The 16,928-nt window shown below is 64.8% G+C and carries 18 protein-coding genes; 7 read left to right on the top strand and 11 right to left on the bottom strand.

Annotated elements, in window-relative coordinates:
• Positions 1–296 precede the first annotated feature (296 nt).
• A complete protein-coding gene (locus AMD14_RS11035; protein ID WP_015463169.1) occupies positions 297–1,361 on the top strand; it encodes an SDR family oxidoreductase in 1,065 nt (354 codons plus the stop codon).
• 210 nt (positions 1,362–1,571) lie between these two features.
• Here AMD14_RS11035 and lolD read toward each other — a convergent pair whose 3' ends face one another.
• The 10 genes from lolD to AMD14_RS25290 form a co-directional block, all read right to left on the bottom strand.
• Positions 1,572–2,306, bottom strand: coding sequence for a lipoprotein-releasing ABC transporter ATP-binding protein LolD (gene lolD, locus AMD14_RS11030; protein WP_015472015.1), 735 nt, complete (start codon positions 2,304–2,306; stop codon positions 1,572–1,574).
• Positions 2,299–3,540, bottom strand: coding sequence for a lipoprotein-releasing ABC transporter permease subunit (locus tag AMD14_RS11025; protein ID WP_003482780.1), 1,242 nt, complete (start codon positions 3,538–3,540; stop codon positions 2,299–2,301). The genes lolD and AMD14_RS11025 overlap by 8 nt, the downstream gene beginning before the upstream one ends.
• Before the next feature lie 23 nt (positions 3,541–3,563).
• On the bottom strand, positions 3,564–4,016 hold the full coding sequence (locus AMD14_RS11020; RefSeq protein WP_040107614.1) for a YgfX family protein: 453 nt from the start codon (positions 4,014–4,016) through the stop codon (positions 3,564–3,566).
• Positions 3,967–4,215 (bottom strand): FAD assembly factor SdhE, encoded by a 249-nt coding sequence (locus tag AMD14_RS11015; RefSeq protein WP_003482785.1) that lies wholly within the window; start codon positions 4,213–4,215, stop codon positions 3,967–3,969. Before AMD14_RS11015 ends, AMD14_RS11020 begins: the two co-directional genes overlap by 50 nt.
• Before the next feature lie 110 nt (positions 4,216–4,325).
• Complete coding sequence (locus AMD14_RS11010) at positions 4,326–5,108, bottom strand: succinate dehydrogenase iron-sulfur subunit (RefSeq protein ID WP_003482787.1); 783 nt, start codon at positions 5,106–5,108, stop codon at positions 4,326–4,328.
• Between the two features lie 16 nt (positions 5,109–5,124).
• Positions 5,125–5,328, bottom strand: a complete 204-nt coding sequence (locus AMD14_RS11005) for a hypothetical protein (RefSeq protein WP_015472017.1) — start codon at positions 5,326–5,328, stop codon at positions 5,125–5,127.
• A 9-nt stretch (positions 5,329–5,337) separates the two neighbouring features.
• Positions 5,338–7,128, bottom strand: coding sequence for a succinate dehydrogenase flavoprotein subunit (gene sdhA / locus AMD14_RS11000; protein WP_011051316.1), 1,791 nt, complete (start codon positions 7,126–7,128; stop codon positions 5,338–5,340).
• 33 nt (positions 7,129–7,161) lie between these two features.
• Positions 7,162–7,548, bottom strand: coding sequence for a succinate dehydrogenase, hydrophobic membrane anchor protein (gene sdhD, locus AMD14_RS10995; protein WP_011051315.1), 387 nt, complete (start codon positions 7,546–7,548; stop codon positions 7,162–7,164).
• Entirely contained in the window at positions 7,545–7,940 is a 396-nt protein-coding gene (sdhC, locus tag AMD14_RS10990; protein WP_011051314.1) for a succinate dehydrogenase, cytochrome b556 subunit, read from the bottom strand. Before sdhC ends, sdhD begins: the two co-directional genes overlap by 4 nt.
• Positions 7,941–7,996: 56 nt before the next feature.
• On the bottom strand, positions 7,997–8,167 hold the full coding sequence (locus tag AMD14_RS25290; RefSeq protein ID WP_005929790.1) for a DUF1674 domain-containing protein: 171 nt from the start codon (positions 8,165–8,167) through the stop codon (positions 7,997–7,999).
• 39 nt (positions 8,168–8,206) lie between these two features.
• Here AMD14_RS25290 and ygfZ point away from each other — a divergent pair, with 39 nt between their 5' ends.
• Entirely contained in the window at positions 8,207–9,079 is an 873-nt protein-coding gene (gene ygfZ, locus AMD14_RS10985; RefSeq protein WP_011051312.1) for a CAF17-like 4Fe-4S cluster assembly/insertion protein YgfZ, read from the top strand.
• A 130-nt stretch (positions 9,080–9,209) separates the two neighbouring features.
• On the opposite strand, the gene AMD14_RS10980 is transcribed toward ygfZ, so the two are convergent.
• A complete protein-coding gene (locus AMD14_RS10980) occupies positions 9,210–10,298 on the bottom strand; it encodes an ABC transporter ATP-binding protein (protein ID WP_005916757.1) in 1,089 nt (362 codons plus the stop codon).
• A 420-nt stretch (positions 10,299–10,718) separates the two neighbouring features.
• Here AMD14_RS10980 and zwf point away from each other — a divergent pair, with 420 nt between their 5' ends.
• The 5 genes from zwf to AMD14_RS10955 all read left to right on the top strand — a co-directional run bounded on the left by zwf (position 10,719) and on the right by AMD14_RS10955 (position 16,586).
• Positions 10,719–12,149 (top strand): glucose-6-phosphate dehydrogenase, encoded by a 1,431-nt coding sequence (gene zwf / locus AMD14_RS10975; protein WP_005923374.1) that lies wholly within the window; start codon positions 10,719–10,721, stop codon positions 12,147–12,149.
• Complete coding sequence (gene glk / locus AMD14_RS10970; protein ID WP_005929801.1) at positions 12,146–13,153, top strand: glucokinase; 1,008 nt, start codon at positions 12,146–12,148, stop codon at positions 13,151–13,153. Before zwf ends, glk begins: the two co-directional genes overlap by 4 nt.
• Positions 13,150–13,869 (top strand): 6-phosphogluconolactonase, encoded by a 720-nt coding sequence (pgl, locus tag AMD14_RS10965; protein WP_005916768.1) that lies wholly within the window; start codon positions 13,150–13,152, stop codon positions 13,867–13,869. Before glk ends, pgl begins: the two co-directional genes overlap by 4 nt.
• Positions 13,870–13,957: 88 nt before the next feature.
• The gene (edd, locus tag AMD14_RS10960; RefSeq protein WP_003482797.1) at positions 13,958–15,874 is read left to right on the top strand and encodes a phosphogluconate dehydratase; all 1,917 of its coding nucleotides are present in this window, start codon (positions 13,958–13,960) and stop codon (positions 15,872–15,874) included.
• 52 nt (positions 15,875–15,926) lie between these two features.
• Positions 15,927–16,586, top strand: a complete 660-nt coding sequence (locus tag AMD14_RS10955) for a bifunctional 4-hydroxy-2-oxoglutarate aldolase/2-dehydro-3-deoxy-phosphogluconate aldolase (RefSeq protein ID WP_003482798.1) — start codon at positions 15,927–15,929, stop codon at positions 16,584–16,586.
• Positions 16,587–16,928: the final 342 nt, after the last annotated feature.

Raw genomic sequence — 16,928 nt, 5'->3', positions numbered from 1 at the left:
GGACCCTATCGATCAACGTCTTCACCTTAGATCGCGACACCTTCCACGCACAGCGGAGATCTACCCAAGCCTGGGTAGGAAGAACACTGCTGCGGCGGTCGCTGATTATGAATACGAGCGACGTCCTGCGGCACGCCGCAATCACTTGATGCGGTGCGTAGCACAGTGCACACGTGAAGATGCATGCCGCGGCAGATCGAGCGGTCAACGGTGCAGCACGCCCTCTGGCCCAGCGTTCGCCCCGATTTCATGGTGTCACCGCTATGGTGAGATCCATTTTTTCAGGAGCCTCCCCCATGCGTAAAGGCATTGCATTGATCGTCGGTGTGACCGGCATCTCCGGTTACAACCTTGCCAACGTGCTGCTCGCCGACGGCTGGACCGTGTACGGCCTTGCACGTCGGCCACTGCCCCACGACGGTGTCATTCCGGTGGCCGCCGATCTGCTGGACGCCGAGAGCACGAACAACGCGTTGCGTGGTCTACCGATTACCCACGTGTTCTTCTGCACCTGGACGCGTCGCGATACCGAGCGCGAGAACGTCCAGGCCAACGGCGCGATGATGCGGCACCTGTGCGATGCGCTCAGCGATGCGCCGCTGCAGCACATGGCGCTGGTCACCGGCACCAAACACTACCTGGGCGCGTTCGAAAATTACGGCAGCGGCAAGGCCGAGACGCCGTTTCGCGAAAGCGAGCCGCGCCAGCCGGGCGAAAATTTCTACTACACGTTGGAAGACCTGCTGTTCGCGCATGCCGAGCAGCATGGTTTCGGCTGGAGCGTCCATCGCTCGCACACCATGGTCGGCATGGCCAACGGCAGTAATGCCATGAACATGGGCGTGACGCTGGCGGTATATGCATCGCTGTGCAAGCACACCGGGCAACCGTTCGTGTTCCCAGGGTCGCAAGCGCAATGGAACAGCCTCACCGACCTTACCGATGCCGGGCTGCTTGGCCGCCAACTGGCCTGGGCCGGGCTTAGCCCCGCGGCGCGCAATCAGGCCTTCAACACCGTCAATGGCGATGTATTCCGCTGGCGCTGGATGTGGGGTGAGATTGCGAAGTTCTTCGAGCTCGACGCTGCGCCCTGCCCCGCTGTGCCGGAACCGCTGGAAGCACGCATGAGCCAGACCGCACCTGCCCTGTGGGCAGAGGTGGCCGCGCAACACACGTTGGTAGAGTCCGACGTCAACCGGCTTGCATCGTGGTGGCATACCGATGCCGACCTGGGCCGCGAGATCGAGTGCGTCAACGACATGACCAAGAGCCGTGAATTGGGCTTCCTCGACTTCTACGACAGCCGCGCCTCGTTCTTCGAACTGTTTACCCGCCTGCGGGCACTGCGCATCATTCCTTGACCGATGCTGTGGCATCTCCGCAGGCCGCACTGGCCTGCGGAGATCGTGCGGCATGTGCCCTGGCAGTCGCGCTGCATGCGATCGTTCGCTGCCACTGCACTTCAAAATGCGCCACCATTTCGACTACCGGGCACGGCACCAGGGTCCACTGCAAATGCCACGCTCATCCGCAACGCGATCGGTCTGCCGATCGACCGCGTCGCCATGTGCTTACACCGCAGACGGCGCCAATTCGCGCAGCTTGCCCTGGTGCAGCTCCAGCACGCGGTCCAGGCGCCGTGCCAAGCCGCGGTCGTGCGTCACCAGTACCAGGCTGGTGCGCTGGGCGCGGTTGAGTTCCAGCATCAGCTCGAACACGGTACCCGCGGTCTTGTCGTCAAGATTGCCGGTGGGCTCGTCGCCCAACACGCAGCCCGGCTTGTTGACCAGTGCACGCGCCACCGCACAGCGCTGACGCTCGCCGCCGGAGAGTTCGCTGGGCTTGTGTTCGACGCGATGCCCAAGCCCGACCGATTCCAGCAATTGCAGCGCCTGACTTTTGGCAACGGCCACATCCTCGCCGGACAACAGCACCGGCATCATCACGTTCTCCAACGCGGTGAATTCCGGCAACAAGTGGTGGAACTGGTAGACGAAGCCGAGCGCCTGGTTACGCAGCTTGCCGCGCTGCGCGTCGGACAGCGCCGACATGCGCTCGCCGGCCACATACACTTCGCCGGAGGTGGGAATATCCAGCCCGCCGAGCAGATGCAGCAAGGTGCTCTTGCCGGCACCGGAGGCGCCGACGATGGCCACGGTTTCGCCGGTGGCCACCGATAGATCCAGGCCATCGAATACCGGCGTGCGCATCTTGCCTTCGGCGTAGGTCTTGGCCAGCGCTTCGGCGCGGATCACCGCAGTTGCCTTTTTTGGTGTTTGCACGAGCGTTTCCCGGATCTCATTCATAACGCAGCGCCTCCGCCGGCTGGGTGCGCGAAGCGCGCCACGCCGGGTACAAGGTCGCAAGGAAACTCATCACCAATGCCACCACGGTGATCACCACCACGTCCTGGGTTTGCATATCGGTCGGCAGGCCGGTGATGTAGTACACGTCTTCGGGTAGCAACTTGACGCTGAAAATCGTTTCGATCACGCCGAGGATGCGTTCAAGATTGAGCGTTAGCACGATGCCGCCGATCACGCCCATGAAGGTACCCATGAAGCCGATCAACGAGCCCTGCACCATGAATACCTGCATCACCCCGGCCGGCGACAGCCCGAGGGTGCGCAAGATGGCGATATCGGCCTGTTTATCGGTCACCAGCATCACCTGCGAGGACACCAGGTTGAACGCGCCCATCGCCACGATCAGCGACAGCAGGATGCCCATCACCGTCTTTTCCATCTTCAACGAGTGGTACAGGTTGGCGTTTTCCTGGGTCCAGTCGCTGACCCGATACGGGCCGTGCAACCTCACCGCCAGATCGCGCGCCACCGGCCAGGCCTGATCCATGTCATGCAGGCGCAGGCGCACGCCGGTGACGCCATCCATGCGCAGCACGCGCGCCAGGTCCTGCATGTTCACCACGGCGAGGCCGCGGTCGATTTCGTTGTATCCGGCCTCGAAAATACCGCTCACGGTAAAGCGCTTGAGCCGCGGCATCGCGCCCAGCGGCGTCGCCTGGGTGTCGCTGAGCAACACGACGATGCTGTCGCCAACATCCACGCCAAGCCACAACGCCAGCTCCTTGCCGATGACGATGTTGTACGACCCAGGCGTCAGGCTGTCGACCGAACCCTGCTGCATCTTCTTGGCCAGCACCGACACCTTGCCTTCTTCGGCAGGAATCACGCCGCGCACGATGGCCGGCTGCTTGCGCGGGCCCTGCAATAAGGATTCGGTTTCGATGTAGGGCGCGGCACCGGCCACGCGCGAATCAGACATGGCGACCTCGACCGCATGCTGCCAATCGCGCATCGGCGCGCCTTCTGCACTGACGGTCGCGTGGGCAGCCATCTGCAGCAGGCGGTCGCGGATCTCCTTCTGGAAACCGCTCATCACTGCAAGCGTGGTGATCAGCACGGTCACGCCCAGGGCGATGCCCAGGATCGACGCCATCGAAATAAACGAGATGAAGCCATTGCGCCGCTTGGCACGCAGATAGCGCAAGCCGATGGCAACCGGAATAGGTTTGAACATGCGGTTCAACCGGGAAAGGGACGCTATGGTGCCACTAGCGGCCGCCCGGACGAAATGGCGTGGGCCTGAGCGGCCAGACGCAGTTCACGTCGTTGCGGCGCCGGCAAGGTGTCCGGCCAGAAATGCAGGCGCTCGCGCCGACCATCCGCCCGCTTCCAAGACACCACCGCAAGCGGCCCGCGCCAGCGTACCTGCAGCTCTTCCACCTCCACACCGTCAATGCTGGCGGGCGTTTGCGTCCATGGCACCAGCAATTGCCTCACTGGCGAACGCAACAGCTGACGCACTGCTCGCCCGCCTGCAAGCACCGCGTAGGCAGACAACAACAGGGCCAACCACAGCGGTACGCCGCTGCGCCACACCGCCCACACGGCGAGCGCCACCAACACGCCGAATGCGCAGATCAGCCAGCGCGAGGGTCGCCACTCAAGCCGGCAGGGCGCGAATATCGGCGATGAGTGCGGCGTTGGCGGCATCGGGGCAGGCCTCGTATCCCATGAACCAGCGCCACAACTTATCGTCTTCGCAATCCAGTAGCTGTAGGAAAACCGCGCGCTCGGCGTCGGGGGCCTGCGCCCAGCGTTGATCCAGGTAGCGCCCGAACAATTGATCGAGTTCGCGCATTCCGCGCCGGCAACGCCAGCGCAACTTTTTCAGCAGGGTTTGTTCGTCCATCTCACTCTCCACCGCACCGCATGGCGGTCCGAAAACGACAGCGGCACCTGACCCAAGGGCCGGTGCCGCTGCGAACCACATCCCCGTGGCGGGGAATCAATGCCGTGCGATCAGGCGCGACGCGCCATCATCAACTTCTTGATTTCGGCGATCGCCAGCGCTGGATTCAAGCCCTTCGGGCAGGTCCGTGCGCAGTTCATGATGGTGTGGCAGCGATACAGCTTGAACGGGTCTTCCAGATCGTCCAGACGCGCACCGGTGTCTTCGTCGCGCGAATCGATAATCCAGCGGTAGGCCTGCAGCAGGATGGCCGGGCCAAGATACCGCTCGCCATTCCACCAGTAGCTCGGGCAGCTGGTCGAGCAGCAGGCGCACAGGATGCACTCGTACAAGCCATCCAGCTTGCGGCGGTCTTCCGGCGACTGCAGGCGCTCGCGATCCGGCGGCGGCGGCGTCTGGGTGCGGATCCACGGCTTGATCGACGCGTACTGCGCATAGAAGTGCGTCAGGTCCGGCACCAGGTCCTTGATCACGCTCATGTGCGGCAGCGGATAGATCGGCACCTCGGACTTGCCGCACGCGGCAATCGCCTTGGTGCAGGCCAGCGTATTGGTGCCGTCGATGTTCATCGCGCACGAGCCGCAGATGCCCTCGCGGCAGGAGCGACGGAACGCCAGCGTCGGGTCGATCTCGTTCTTGATCTTGATCAGCGCGTCCAGGACCATCGGGCCGCATTTATCCAGATCGATCTCGTAACTGTCGGTGCGCGGGTTGGCGTCGACGTCCGGATCCCAGCGGTAGACCTTGAAGGTGCGCGTGTTCTTGGCGCCCTTTGCAGGGTAATGCTTGCCCTTGCCGATCTTTGAATTCTTGGGGAGGGTGAACTCTGCCATAGCTGCTCTCGTTGGCTCAGGCGATGCGCGGTGCGGACGACAACCGCACCGTGCGCATGAAGGTAAAGATGACGGATGCCACTGCCGAAACAGTCGCGCAGCGGCCGGCCACCTGCCGGCGCTGCTCCAGGGTCATGCGACGACCAAACTGCTGCACCGGCTCGCTGCCACGCGCAGAGGCGATGGCGAGCCATGACAAGGCAACGGTGGGTCGCTGCATGCGCATCGATCAGTAAACGCGCGGCTTCGGCGGGACCACGTCCACATCCTTGCTCAGCGTGTACATGTGCACAGGGCGGTAGTCGAACTCGCACTTGCCCTTGTCGTCGACGGTCACCAACGTGTGCTTCTGCCAGTTGACGTCGTCGCGGTCCGGGAAGTCTTCGTGCGAATGCGCGCCACGGCTTTCCTTGCGCTGTTCGGCCGAATTGATCGTCGCCACCGCGTTGAGCAGCAGGTTGTTCAATTCATAGGTCTCGATCAGGTCCGAATTCCACACCAGCGAGCGGTCCGACACCTTGACGTCCTCGAAGGTGGCGAAGATCTCGGCCATCTTGTCCACGCCTTCTTTCAGCGTCTTGCTGGTGCGGAACACGGCGGCGTCCGACTGCATGGTGCGCTGCATGTTGTCGCGGATCACGGCCGTCGGCGTGGAGCCGTTGGCGTGACGCAGCTTGTCCAGCAGGCCCAGGGCCTTGTCGCAGGCATCGGACGGCAAGGTCTTGTGCGGCTGATTGGGCTTGACCGTTTCGGCACAGCGGTTGGCGACCGCGCGACCGAACACCACCAGGTCCAGCAATGAGTTCGAGCCCAGACGGTTTGCACCATGGACCGAGACGCACGCCGCCTCGCCGATGGCATACAGGCCCGGCACCACGGCATCCGCATCGTCGCCCCGCTTGCGCACGACCTCGCCGTAGAAGTTGGTCGGAATACCGCCCATGTTGTAGTGCACCGTCGGCAGCACCGGGATCGGCTGCTTGGTCACGTCCACACCGGCGAAGATGTGTGCGCTTTCGGCGATGCCGGGCAACTTTTCGTTGATCACTTCCGGCCCAAGGTGGGTCAGGTCGAGCAGGATGTGATCCTTGTGCTCGCCTACACCGCGGCCTTCGCGAATTTCCACCGTCATCGAACGCGACACCACGTCGCGCGAAGCCAAGTCCTTGTAATGCGGTGCGTAGCGCTCCATGAAGCGCTCGCCATTGCTGTTACGCAGGATGCCGCCTTCGCCGCGCACGCCTTCGGTGATCAGGCAGCCCGCACCGTAGATGCCAGTGGGATGGAACTGCACGAATTCCATGTCCTGCACAGGCAGGCCCGCACGCATCACCAGGCCGCCGCCATCACCGGTACAGGTGTGTGCGGAGGTGGCGCTGAAGTAGGCACGTCCGTAACCGCCGGTCGCCAGCACCACGCCGTGGGCGCGGAACAGATGCAGCGAACCTTCGGCCATGTCCAGTGCGAGCACGCCACGGCAAACGCCTTCTTCGTCGAAGATCAGATCGAGCGCGAAGTACTCGATCATGAAGCGTGCGTTGTGCGCCAACGACTGCTGATACAAGGTATGCAGCATGGCGTGGCCGGTACGATCGGCTGCGGCGCAGGTACGCTGCGCGGACGGGCCTTCACCATACTTGGTGGTCATGCCGCCGAACGGGCGCTGGTAGATCTTGCCCTCTTCGGTCCGCGAGAACGGCACGCCGTAGTGCTCGAGTTCGATGATGGCCGGAATCGCCTCGCGACACATGTACTCGATCGCGTCCTGGTCGCCCAGCCAATCGGAACCCTTGATGGTGTCGTAAAAGTGATAACGCCAATCGTCTTCGCCCATGTTGCCCAGCGCTGCGGAAATACCGCCCTGCGCTGCCACGGTGTGCGAACGGGTCGGGAAGACCTTGGTCAGGCAGACCGTCTGCAGGCCCTTCTGGGCCAGGCCGAACGTGGCGCGCAGGCCGGCGCCACCGGCGCCCACCACGACCATGTCGTACTTGTGTTCTGTGATCTTGTAAGCGGACATCGAATTATGGGTTCCTGTTTGGTCGCTGACGACTCAGCTCATGCCCAGCGCGATACGCGCCACGGCAAACACGCTGACGATGGCGCCCAGCACGGCAACAAAACGCACGAGGGTCTGCGCAATCAGCGCGAGCAACGAGTCGTGCACGTAGTCTTCCAGTACCACCTGCATGCCCAGCTGCGCATGCCAGAACGAGGCGATGAGGAAGGCGACAAGCAGAATCGCATTCCACGGCTTGGCCACTGCCGCGCTGGCGGCAGCGTGATCGGCACCGATCAGGCTCAGCACGAAGACCAGGAACCAGATCGACAGCGGCACCAATGCGGCCGCGGTCAAGCGCTGGATCACGAAATGTTCGGTACCGGTCTTGGCGGCACCCAGGCCGCGCACATTCTTCAGCGGGGTACGGTAGCGGCTCATACGGCACCTCCGGACAGCAGTACGTAAGCCCAGATGGCAGCGGTGAGCACAAGGCTCAGAACCACCGACAACCAACCCATGCTGATGAACGAGCGCACGGCGTAGCCTTGCCCGAAGTCCTGCAGCATGTGACGCAGGCCACCGAACAGGTGGAAGGCGAACGACCAGGTCCAGCCGAACAGGAAGACCTGCCCATACCAGGTTGCAGCCTGAGCGCGGAAACAATTCCAATGGTCGGGGCCAAGCATCAAGGTCAGCAAGGCGGCGGCAATCGCCAGTGCGCCGACGGTCAGTACGATGCCGGTGGCTCGATTGAGAATCGAGGTCACCATCTGTATCTGCCAACGGTATACCTGGAGATGCGGGGAGAGAGGACGTTCGCGGATCGCCATTCGCTGGGCTCGTTTTCTCGGCTGGGCGGCACTAGGCCGCTGTGGCTAAAAGCTGCTCAAAAATCGATGCAGCGTCCATTTTTTTCCCAGTCGCCGTAGCGCGTTGGCTCGGGGCCGTCGCGCCCACCAATCTCCTTCGGCAGTGGCTTTTTCTCGGGAATATGCTCCTGAGAAGAAGGCTGCGTCTCGGAATCCTGCGCTGGGGTGGGGGTTGGATGGCCTATCATAGTGCTCTCACAACTTGGCGATTTTAGTCCTCCCCTTCCGTGGCTGACAACCTGAATCTTATTCCGCAGGGTTTTGGCTCCCTGCACGACATGCAATACGTCCGACTGGCCGGTACGGATGCAGTGGCGTTTGCGCATGCCCAATTTGCCAACGACGTACAGGCGCTGGCGATCGGGCAGTGGCAGTGGAACGCGTGGCTGACGGCGAAAGGGCGCGTGATTGCCATCTTCGCACTCCTGCGTGAGGACGACGCACACTTACTGATGCTGTTGCCGGACGGCAACGCGGCCGAGATCGCCACGCAACTCAGCCGTTTCGTGTTCCGCCGCAAGCTGAAAATCGGTATTGCCACGCTGTTTGCCTACGGCGGCTTCGCAGCACCGGAGCACGCGCATGCCGCACGGGCCGAGATCGGAACGCAGCGTATCGAGCTGGATCTGGGCAGCACCGCGCTGCCGCGCACGTTATTGCTCTACAGCGCGGATGCATTGGCGACGCCTATCGAACTGCCGAGTGCAGATGCGCAGTGGCGGACGACCGATCTGCAACTGGGGCTCGCCCGCCTGGTCGAGGGCCAGCGCGAACAATGGACGCCGCAGCAGTTGGCACTGGACCGCCTGCAGGCGTACAGCGTCAAGAAAGGCTGCTACCCGGGCCAGGAAATCGTGGCGCGGACGCACTTCCTGGGCAAGGCCAAGCGCGCGTTGCAGTTGCTGGAAACCGATGCTGCCGTGGATGCAGGCGATGCCGTCGCGTTGGACGGTAGCGCGATCGGCACAGTGGTGAGCGTGGCCGGGAACCTTGCGCTGGCGGTATTGCCGTTGGAGTTGACGCTGGACGCCGGTACCGCGTTGCAGGCGGGCAGGCATGGCGCCCGGCCGCGCGCACTTACGACGGGGCTGGAGCGCTAGCAGCGAAAACCGTCGCGAGCCGTGCCAGGCGGGCGTCGACGTCGTGCAGCACCTCAGTGACAAAGCGACACCCACCGATTCCGAACGCCCGCCGTGCCCGTCTGGCGGCGTCGCTGTTTGACCAGTCGGCCTACGCGGCCTCCAGCCGCTGCCCGGTGGCTGGATCGAAAAAGTGCAAGGCCTGGCTGCGCAATGCCAGGCGCAACGGCTGGCCCACCGCCGGCAAGCTCTGCGGCGGGACACGGATCACCAGCGGCTGACCGCCACGGTCGAGATTGAGGAAGATCTCGTTGCCGACCGGCTCGATCACATCGACACGCGCATCGAAGCCCAGCACCGCATCGTCGGACGGCTGCAAGTGCTCCGGGCGCACGCCGACGATCACGTCCTGGCCGAACCAACCCGCATCGACCCGCGCCGCGCCCAGCGGGACGCGCCAACCATCGGCCATGACCAGGTGCAGGCCGTCGTGCGGGTCCAAACGCCCCTGCAGCACGTTCATCGCCGGGCTGCCGAGGAAACCGGCGACGAACAGATTGGCCGGACGGTCGTACAGCGCCATCGGGCTGTCGATCTGCTGGATCACGCCATCCTTGAGCACCACGATGCGCTGGCCAAGCGTCATCGCTTCGACCTGATCGTGGGTGACGTAGATCATGGTGGTGCCAAGCTTGCGGTGCAGCTGCGCAATCTCGGTGCGCACGCTGTGGCGCAACTTGGCGTCCAGGTTGGACAGCGGTTCGTCGAGCAGGAACACCGAGGATTCACGCACCATCGCCCGGCCCAGCGCCACGCGCTGACGCTGACCGCCGGACATCGCCTTGGGCAGCTTGTCCAGCATCGGGGTCAGGCCCAACAACTCTGCGGCGTTGTTGACGCGCTCGGCGATGACCTGCTTCGGATGCCCACGCAGCTTGAGCCCGAACGCCAGGTTCTCGGCCACGGTCATGTGCGGATACAGCGCGTAGCTCTGGAACACCATGGCGATGTCGCGATCCTTTGGCGCCACGTCGTTGACCACGCGCTCGCCGATCTTCAGCGTGCCGGCGCTGATGTCTTCAAGACCGGCGATCATGCGCAACAGGGTCGATTTGCCGCAGCCGGACGGTCCCACCAGCACCATCAGTTCGCCATCGGCCACTTCGAAACTCGCGCCCTGCACCGCCACCTGGCCATTGTCGTAGACCTTGCGGACACCTTCCAACTGCACTTTCGCCATCGTTCGGCCTCAACGTAAGTTGTGCGCCCTGCCCTCGGCCTTCCCGATGGCGGTGACGCCGCATGCGCTTGCAAGGAACTTCCTGCAAACGAATGCATTGGTTTATTCTGACATGTAATCGTTTTCACATGGCAACATCGATCGCCGGAGGAGCATGCCACCACTCAGTCATGACGCCATTGCCTGCAGTGCAGCTCGCCGCACGCAGCATGGCATGCCATCACGCAAGTGCAGCTATGCCGCCATGGCGCTAACCGCTGATCGCCAGTTGCTGCAACAATCCGGGATTGGGTGTCAGCGTCCATCCCCCGCTGCGCGCACGCAAGTGTCGCTCAGGAACAGACGTACCGACCGCCGGCCGACCGGCGCCTTTCCGCCAAGCTGCTGATAACGATGTCTCCAGAATCTGAAACGCGGTCCATGCACAACACCCTGATCCTGTTCGGCGCCACCGGCGATCTTGCCCAGCGCTATCTCTTTCCTTCCCTGCTGCGTCTGTTCATCGACGGTCTGTTGCCGGAGGACTTCCGCATCCGTGCGCTGGCGCTGTCGCCGCACGACACCGATGCATTTCGCGACGTGCTGCGGCCGCGCCTGACCGAAGCGCTGCCGATCGCGACCGCCGAACAGATCGACACGCTGCTACAACGGGTCGACTATCGCTCGGTGGATCTGCGCAATGCCGATTCGGTGGCCGACGCGGTCCGCGAACTGGCCAGCCGTCGGTGTGTGAGCTATCTGGCGATCCCGCCGGGCCTGTACATCAGCACCTGCCAGGGCCTGGCGCTGGGTGGCGCCCTGGCGGCACCGCATCGCTTGATGCTGGAAAAACCGATCGGCCACGACTCGGACAGCGCCCGCGACATCCTGCAGTCGATCGGCGCGCTGATCGACGAAGACCGCGTGTTCCGCCTGGACCATTACTTGGGCAAGGCAGCGGTGCAGAACCTGATCGCGCTGCGCTTCGGCAACACGCTGCTGGAGGCGGTCTGGAACCGGACCTACATCGAGTCGGTGCAGATCCTGGTCGCCGAAAGCGAAGGCGTCGACGGGCGCGATGCCTACTACGCCCGCTCCGGCGCCCTGCGCGACATGGTGCAGAGCCATATCCTGCAGCTGTTGTGCCTGGTGGCAATGGAGCCGCCGGCCTCGCTGGAAGCCGACCGCATCCGCGATGAGAAGGTCAAGGTGCTGCGCGCCCTGCGCCCGATGACCGCCGAGCACGCCGCGCACGACTGCGTGCGCGGCCGCTACACCGCCGGCAGCATCAACGGCCAGCCGGCGCAGGCCTACCACCCGCCGGAAGGCAGCGACGTGGAAACCTTTGTCGCCGTCACCGCGCATATCGATAACTGGCGCTGGGCCGGCGTGCCGTTCCACCTGTGCACCGGCAAGCGTCTGGCCGAGCGCTCCACCCGCATCGTGGTGACGCTCAAGCCGGTGACGCACTGGCTGTTCGAACGCCCCGACCGCCAGAACGCGGTGCCGAACCGCCTGACCTTCCAGTTGCAGCCGCAGGAAAACATCGAGCTCGGCCTGATGAGCAGCCTGGCTGGCCCGGAATGGGGTGCGATCGAACTGCAGCCGCTGGAACTGGAACTGTCGGTGCCGACCGGCCTGCACCGTCGTATCGCCTACGAACGTCTGTTCGTCGACGCCTTCAACGGTAACCCCGCGCTGTTCGTGCGCGACGACGAGGTCAAGGCGGCGTGGTCGTGGATCGACAGCGTGAGCGACGCCTGGAAAGACGCCGCGCTGCCGCTGCAGCCCTACCCGGCCGGCAGCTGGGGTCCCGAATCGGCCGCCCACTTCCTGCCCCCGGCCACCGACGCACAGGGAAACAACGCATGACCGCTCCTTCCAAGCCGGTGCTGGTTGCCGATATCGGCGGTACCAATGCGCGCTTCGCGCTGGCCGATGTCGACGCCTCGGTGCCGTTGCTGGATGACACCTCGCGCGAATTTGCGGTGGTGGATTTCGGTTCGCTGGGCGAAGCGGCGCGCTATTACCTGGACCAGATCGGCGTGCAGGCCACCCAGGGCGTGTTCGCCGTGGCGGGCCGCGTGGACGGCGACGAGGCACGCATCACCAACCATCCCTGGGTGATCTCGCGCTCGCGCACCGCCACCATGCTGGGTTTCAGTACCTTGCATCTGATCAACGACTTTGCCGCGCAGGCGATGGCGATCAGCCTGCTGCGTCCACAGGACGTGGTGCAGGTAGGCGGCGCCAGCTGGCGTCCGGCACCGATCGATCAAGCGCGCAACTATGGCGTGATCGGCCCGGGCACCGGCCTGGGCGTGGGCGGCCTGATCATCCGCAACGGGCGCTGCTTTCCGCTGGAAACCGAAGGCGGCCATGTCAGCTTCCCGCCCGGCACGCCGGAAGAAATCCGCATCCTGGAAATCCTGTCCGAGCAGTTCGGCCGGGTCTCCAACGAGCGGCTGATCTGCGGTCCGGGCCTGGTCAATATCCATCGCGCGTTGAGCGAGATCGCGGGGGTCGATCCGGGCCCGCTGCAACCCAAGGACATCACCGCACGCGCGGCTGCGGGCGACCCGCGGTCCTCGCGCACCATCGATCTGTTCTGCGCCATCTTCGGTGCGATCGCCGGCGACATGGTGCTGATGCAGGGCGCCTGGGACGGCGTGTTCCTCACCGGCGGGCTGGTGCCCAAGGTGCTGGATTCGCTGCAGCATTCCGGCTTTCGCCAGCGCTTCGAACACAAGGGCCGTTTCTCCGCGATCATGTCGAAGGTGCCATCGCTGGCGGTCATGCACCCGCATGCCGGCCTGCTGGGCGCCGCCGCCTACGCGGTGGATGCACAACGTCAGCACCCCGGGGAGCAGCGATGAATCTGCAGGACAACCCGCGCATCACCCTGGTGCGCTACGACGACCCGGCCGAATGGACCGAGGCGGTGGCCAGCGAAATGGCCGACCTGCTGGAACAGGAGATCTCCCGGCGTGGCCAAGCACGCATGCTGCTGTCCGGCGGCACCACGCCAGCGCCGGTGTACGAGTCCCTCGCCCACCGGCCGCTGGACTGGTCGCGGGTGGAAGTGGGCCTGGTCGATGAACGCTGGTTGTCGCCGCAGGATCAGGACAGCAATGCCTGGCTGGTCAATCACAGCTTCCTGACCCACGCATCGGCCGCGACCTTCATTCCGCTGGTCCGTCCGGGCAAGCAACTGCCCGAATGCGTGCACACCGCCAACCTGCAGGCCAGGCATGCCGAACCGGCCTGCCTGGCAGTGCTGGGCATGGGCGGCGACGGGCACACCGCGTCGTTGTTCCCGGGTGCCACCGACCTGCCGAAGGCGCTCGCCAGCCCGCAGCCGTACGCATCGCTGGATGCCACCGGCTGCCCGGGCTCGAACCAATGGCCGTTGCGCATCACCCTGACGCCCGCAGGGCTTGCCAGCATTCCAACGCGCCTGCTGCTGTTGCGTGGCAAGCAGAAGCTGGACGTGCTGCAGGCCGCGTTGGCCGGCGACGACATCAATGAGTATCCGATCCGCGTGGCGCTGCAGCAGCCCGGTCCGCGGTTGCGGGTGCATTGGTGCGCTTGAGTGCGAGTCCCTCGCAAGAGCCCGCACATCCTTGTGCGGGGATTTAAGAAAAACGCTTTCTTCCCCCGTTTCTCATAGCCGGTAGCCAATGAGCCTGCATCCGAATATCCAAGCCGTCACCGACCGTATCCGCAAGCGCAGCGCTCCCTCGCGCGCGGCGTATCTGGCCGGTCTCGATGCCGCCCTGCGTGAGGGCCCGTTCCGTAGCCGGTTGAGCTGCGGCAATCTTGCGCACGGCTTCGCTGCGTCCGAGCCGGGCGACAAATCGCGCCTGCGCGGTGCGGCCACGCCCAACCTGGGCATCATCACTGCCTATAACGACATGTTGTCGGCGCATCAGCCGTTCGAGCACTACCCGCAGCTGATTCGCGAGACTGCCCGCACGCTCGGTGCTACCGCACAGGTGGCGGGTGGCGTGCCGGCGATGTGCGACGGCGTGACCCAGGGCCGCGCCGGCATGGAGCTGTCGCTGTTTTCGCGCGACAACATCGCCCAGGCGACAGCCATCGGCCTGAGCCACGACATGTTCGACAGCGTGGTGTACCTGGGCGTATGCGACAAGATCGTGCCGGGCCTGCTGATCGGTGCGCTGGCGTTCGGCCATTTGCCGGCGATCTTCATGCCGGCCGGCCCAATGACGCCGGGCATCCCGAACAAGCAGAAGGCCGAAGTGCGCGAACGCTACGCCGCTGGCGAAGCCACCCGCGCCGAGCTGCTCGAAGCCGAAGCCTCGTCCTACCACTCGCCCGGCACCTGCACCTTCTACGGCACGGCCAACTCCAACCAGGTATTGCTCGAAGCGATGGGCGTGCAGCTGCCCGGTGCCTCGTTCGTCAATCCGGAGCTGCCGTTGCGCGATGCATTGACCCGCGAAGGCACCGCGCGCGCGTTGGCGATCTCCGCGCTGGGCGAGGACTTCCGTCCGTTCGGCCGCCTGATCGACGAGCGCGCCATCGTCAATGCCGTGGTCGCGTTGATGGCGACCGGTGGCTCGACCAACCACACCATCCACTGGATCGCAGTGGCGCGTGCGGCCGGCATCGTACTGACCTGGGACGACATGGACCTGATCTCGCAGACGGTGCCCCTGCTGACGCGCATCTACCCGAACGGCGAAGCCGACGTGAATCGCTTCCAGGCCGCGGGCGGCACGGCATTCGTGTTCCGCGAGCTGATGGACGCCGGTTACATGCACGACGACCTGCCGACCGTGGTGGAAGGCGGCATGCGCGCCTACATCAATGAGCCGCGCCTGCAGGACGGCAAGGTGACCTACGTGCCGGGCACCGCCACCACCGCCGACGACAGCGTGGCGCGTCCGGTCGGCGATGCCTTCGAATCGCAAGGCGGGCTGCGCCTGCTGCGCGGCAACCTCGGCCGCTCGTTGATCAAGCTGTCGGCAGTCAAGCCGCAGCACCGCAGCATCCAGGCGCCGGCCGTGGTGATCGATACACCGCAGGTGCTCAACAAACTGCACGCCGCCGGCGTGTTGCCGCACGATTTCGTGGTGGTGCTGCGCTACCAGGGCCCGCGCGCAAACGGCATGCCGGAGCTGCATTCGATGGCGCCGCTGCTGGGCCTGCTGCAGAACCAGGGCCGGCGCGTGGCATTGGTCACCGACGGTCGCCTGTCCGGTGCCTCGGGCAAGTTCCCGGCCGCAATCCACCTGACGCCCGAAGCGGCGCGCGGCGGCCCGATCGGCCGCGTACGCGAAGGCGACATCGTGCGCCTGGACGGCGAAGCCGGCACCCTGGAAGTGCTGGTCTCGGCCGAAGAATGGGCATCGCGCGAGGTTGCACCCAATACGTCCGTCGCCGGCAACGACCTGGGCCGCAATCTGTTCGCCATCAACCGCCAGGTCGTCGGCCCCGCCGACCAGGGCGCGATCTCGATTTCATGCGGCCCGACGCATCCGGACGGTGCGCTGTGGAGCTACGACGCCGAGTACGAACTCGGTGCCGATGCCGCAGCCGCCGCGGCACCGCACGAGTCCAAGGACGCCTGATCCCCTTCCCTCTCTGCGACCGCTCCGTTGGTCGCCGTCACCCGGAGTTGCAATGACGATTGCCCAGACCCAGAACACCGCCGAACAGTTGCTGCGCGATGCCGGCATCCTGCCGGTGGTCACCGTGGACACGCTGGACCAGGCGCGCCGCGTCGCCGATGCGCTGCTCGAAGGCGGCCTGCCCGCGATCGAGCTGACCCTGCGCACGCCGGTTGCGATCGACGCGCTGGCGATGCTCAAGCGCGAGTTGCCCAACATCGTGATCGGCGCGGGCACCGTGCTGAGCGAATTGCAGCTGCGTCAGTCGGTGGATGCCGGTGCAGACTTCCTGGTGACCCCGGGCACGCCCGCGCCGCTGGCGCGCCTGCTGGCCGACGCACCGATTCCCGCCGTACCTGGCGCAGCAACGCCGACCGAGCTGCTGACCCTGATGGGCCTGGGATTCCGCGTCTGCAAGCTGTTCCCGGCCACCGCCGTGGGCGGTCTGCAGATGCTCAAGGGCCTGGCTGGCCCGTTGTCCGAGCTCAAACTGTGCCCCACCGGCGGCATCAGCGAGTCCAACGCGGCCGAGTTCCTGTCGCAGCCGAATGTGCTGTGCATCGGCGGTTCGTGGATGGTCCCCAAGGACTGGCTGGCGCAGGGCCAATGGGACAAGGTCAAGGAAAGTTCGGCCAAGGCGGCGGCGATCGTGCGGCAGGTGCGGGCGGGCTGATTGGCTGGGCGCCATATCCGGCAGGTCGATCGTTGGATGGCTTCGAATCTGCATGTCGATACAGATGTGCTGATTCGCCGATGACGGCATGAAGATCGAGTAATCCTGCACGACGGCGATCACTGCAGTGTTCGCTCGTAGGCCCGAGAAAAAATCTTTCCAGGCATCCTTGAACGCGCGGCTTTTCTACTCGAAGCCATGGCGACGACATACCGAGGCGGCAGCGCGGCCTGGGATTGGCGGAGAGCGGCACAGGGATGTGCCGCGACGGCGCGTCAGACAGGATGTCTGTCGCGCCGAAGAGCCGATTCCCGGCCATGCTGCCGCTCCTACTCTCCGAAG

Source organism: Xanthomonas citri pv. citri, assembly GCF_000961215.1.
Taxonomy (GTDB): Bacteria; Pseudomonadota; Gammaproteobacteria; order Xanthomonadales; family Xanthomonadaceae; genus Xanthomonas; species Xanthomonas cissicola.
The sequence above is the reverse complement of the archived record's forward strand: the minus strand, read 5'-3'. Positions and strand labels throughout refer to the sequence as shown.

Coding starts and splice junctions, on each gene's coding strand:
- AMD14_RS11015 (WP_003482785.1), bottom strand. CDS start 4,215: ATGGACGAACAAACCCTGCTGAAAAAGTTGCGCTGGCGTTGCCGGCGC.
- pgl (WP_005916768.1), top strand. CDS start 13,150: ATGAATCTGCAGGACAACCCGCGCATCACCCTGGTGCGCTACGACGAC.
- sdhC (WP_011051314.1), bottom strand. CDS start 7,940: ATGGCGATCCGCGAACGTCCTCTCTCCCCGCATCTCCAGGTATACCGT.
- AMD14_RS11035 (WP_015463169.1), top strand. CDS start 297: ATGCGTAAAGGCATTGCATTGATCGTCGGTGTGACCGGCATCTCCGGT.
- zwf (WP_005923374.1), top strand. CDS start 10,719: ATGCACAACACCCTGATCCTGTTCGGCGCCACCGGCGATCTTGCCCAG.
- glk (WP_005929801.1), top strand. CDS start 12,146: ATGACCGCTCCTTCCAAGCCGGTGCTGGTTGCCGATATCGGCGGTACC.
- sdhD (WP_011051315.1), bottom strand. CDS start 7,548: ATGAGCCGCTACCGTACCCCGCTGAAGAATGTGCGCGGCCTGGGTGCC.
- AMD14_RS10980 (WP_005916757.1), bottom strand. CDS start 10,298: ATGGCGAAAGTGCAGTTGGAAGGTGTCCGCAAGGTCTACGACAATGGC.
- AMD14_RS11020 (WP_040107614.1), bottom strand. CDS start 4,016: ATGCCGCCAACGCCGCACTCATCGCCGATATTCGCGCCCTGCCGGCTT.
- AMD14_RS25290 (WP_005929790.1), bottom strand. CDS start 8,167: ATGATAGGCCATCCAACCCCCACCCCAGCGCAGGATTCCGAGACGCAG.
- AMD14_RS10955 (WP_003482798.1), top strand. CDS start 15,927: ATGACGATTGCCCAGACCCAGAACACCGCCGAACAGTTGCTGCGCGAT.
- AMD14_RS11005 (WP_015472017.1), bottom strand. CDS start 5,328: ATGCAGCGACCCACCGTTGCCTTGTCATGGCTCGCCATCGCCTCTGCG.
- AMD14_RS11025 (WP_003482780.1), bottom strand. CDS start 3,540: ATGTTCAAACCTATTCCGGTTGCCATCGGCTTGCGCTATCTGCGTGCC.
- sdhA (WP_011051316.1), bottom strand. CDS start 7,128: ATGTCCGCTTACAAGATCACAGAACACAAGTACGACATGGTCGTGGTG.
- lolD (WP_015472015.1), bottom strand. CDS start 2,306: ATGAATGAGATCCGGGAAACGCTCGTGCAAACACCAAAAAAGGCAACT.
- edd (WP_003482797.1), top strand. CDS start 13,958: ATGAGCCTGCATCCGAATATCCAAGCCGTCACCGACCGTATCCGCAAG.
- AMD14_RS11010 (WP_003482787.1), bottom strand. CDS start 5,108: ATGGCAGAGTTCACCCTCCCCAAGAATTCAAAGATCGGCAAGGGCAAG.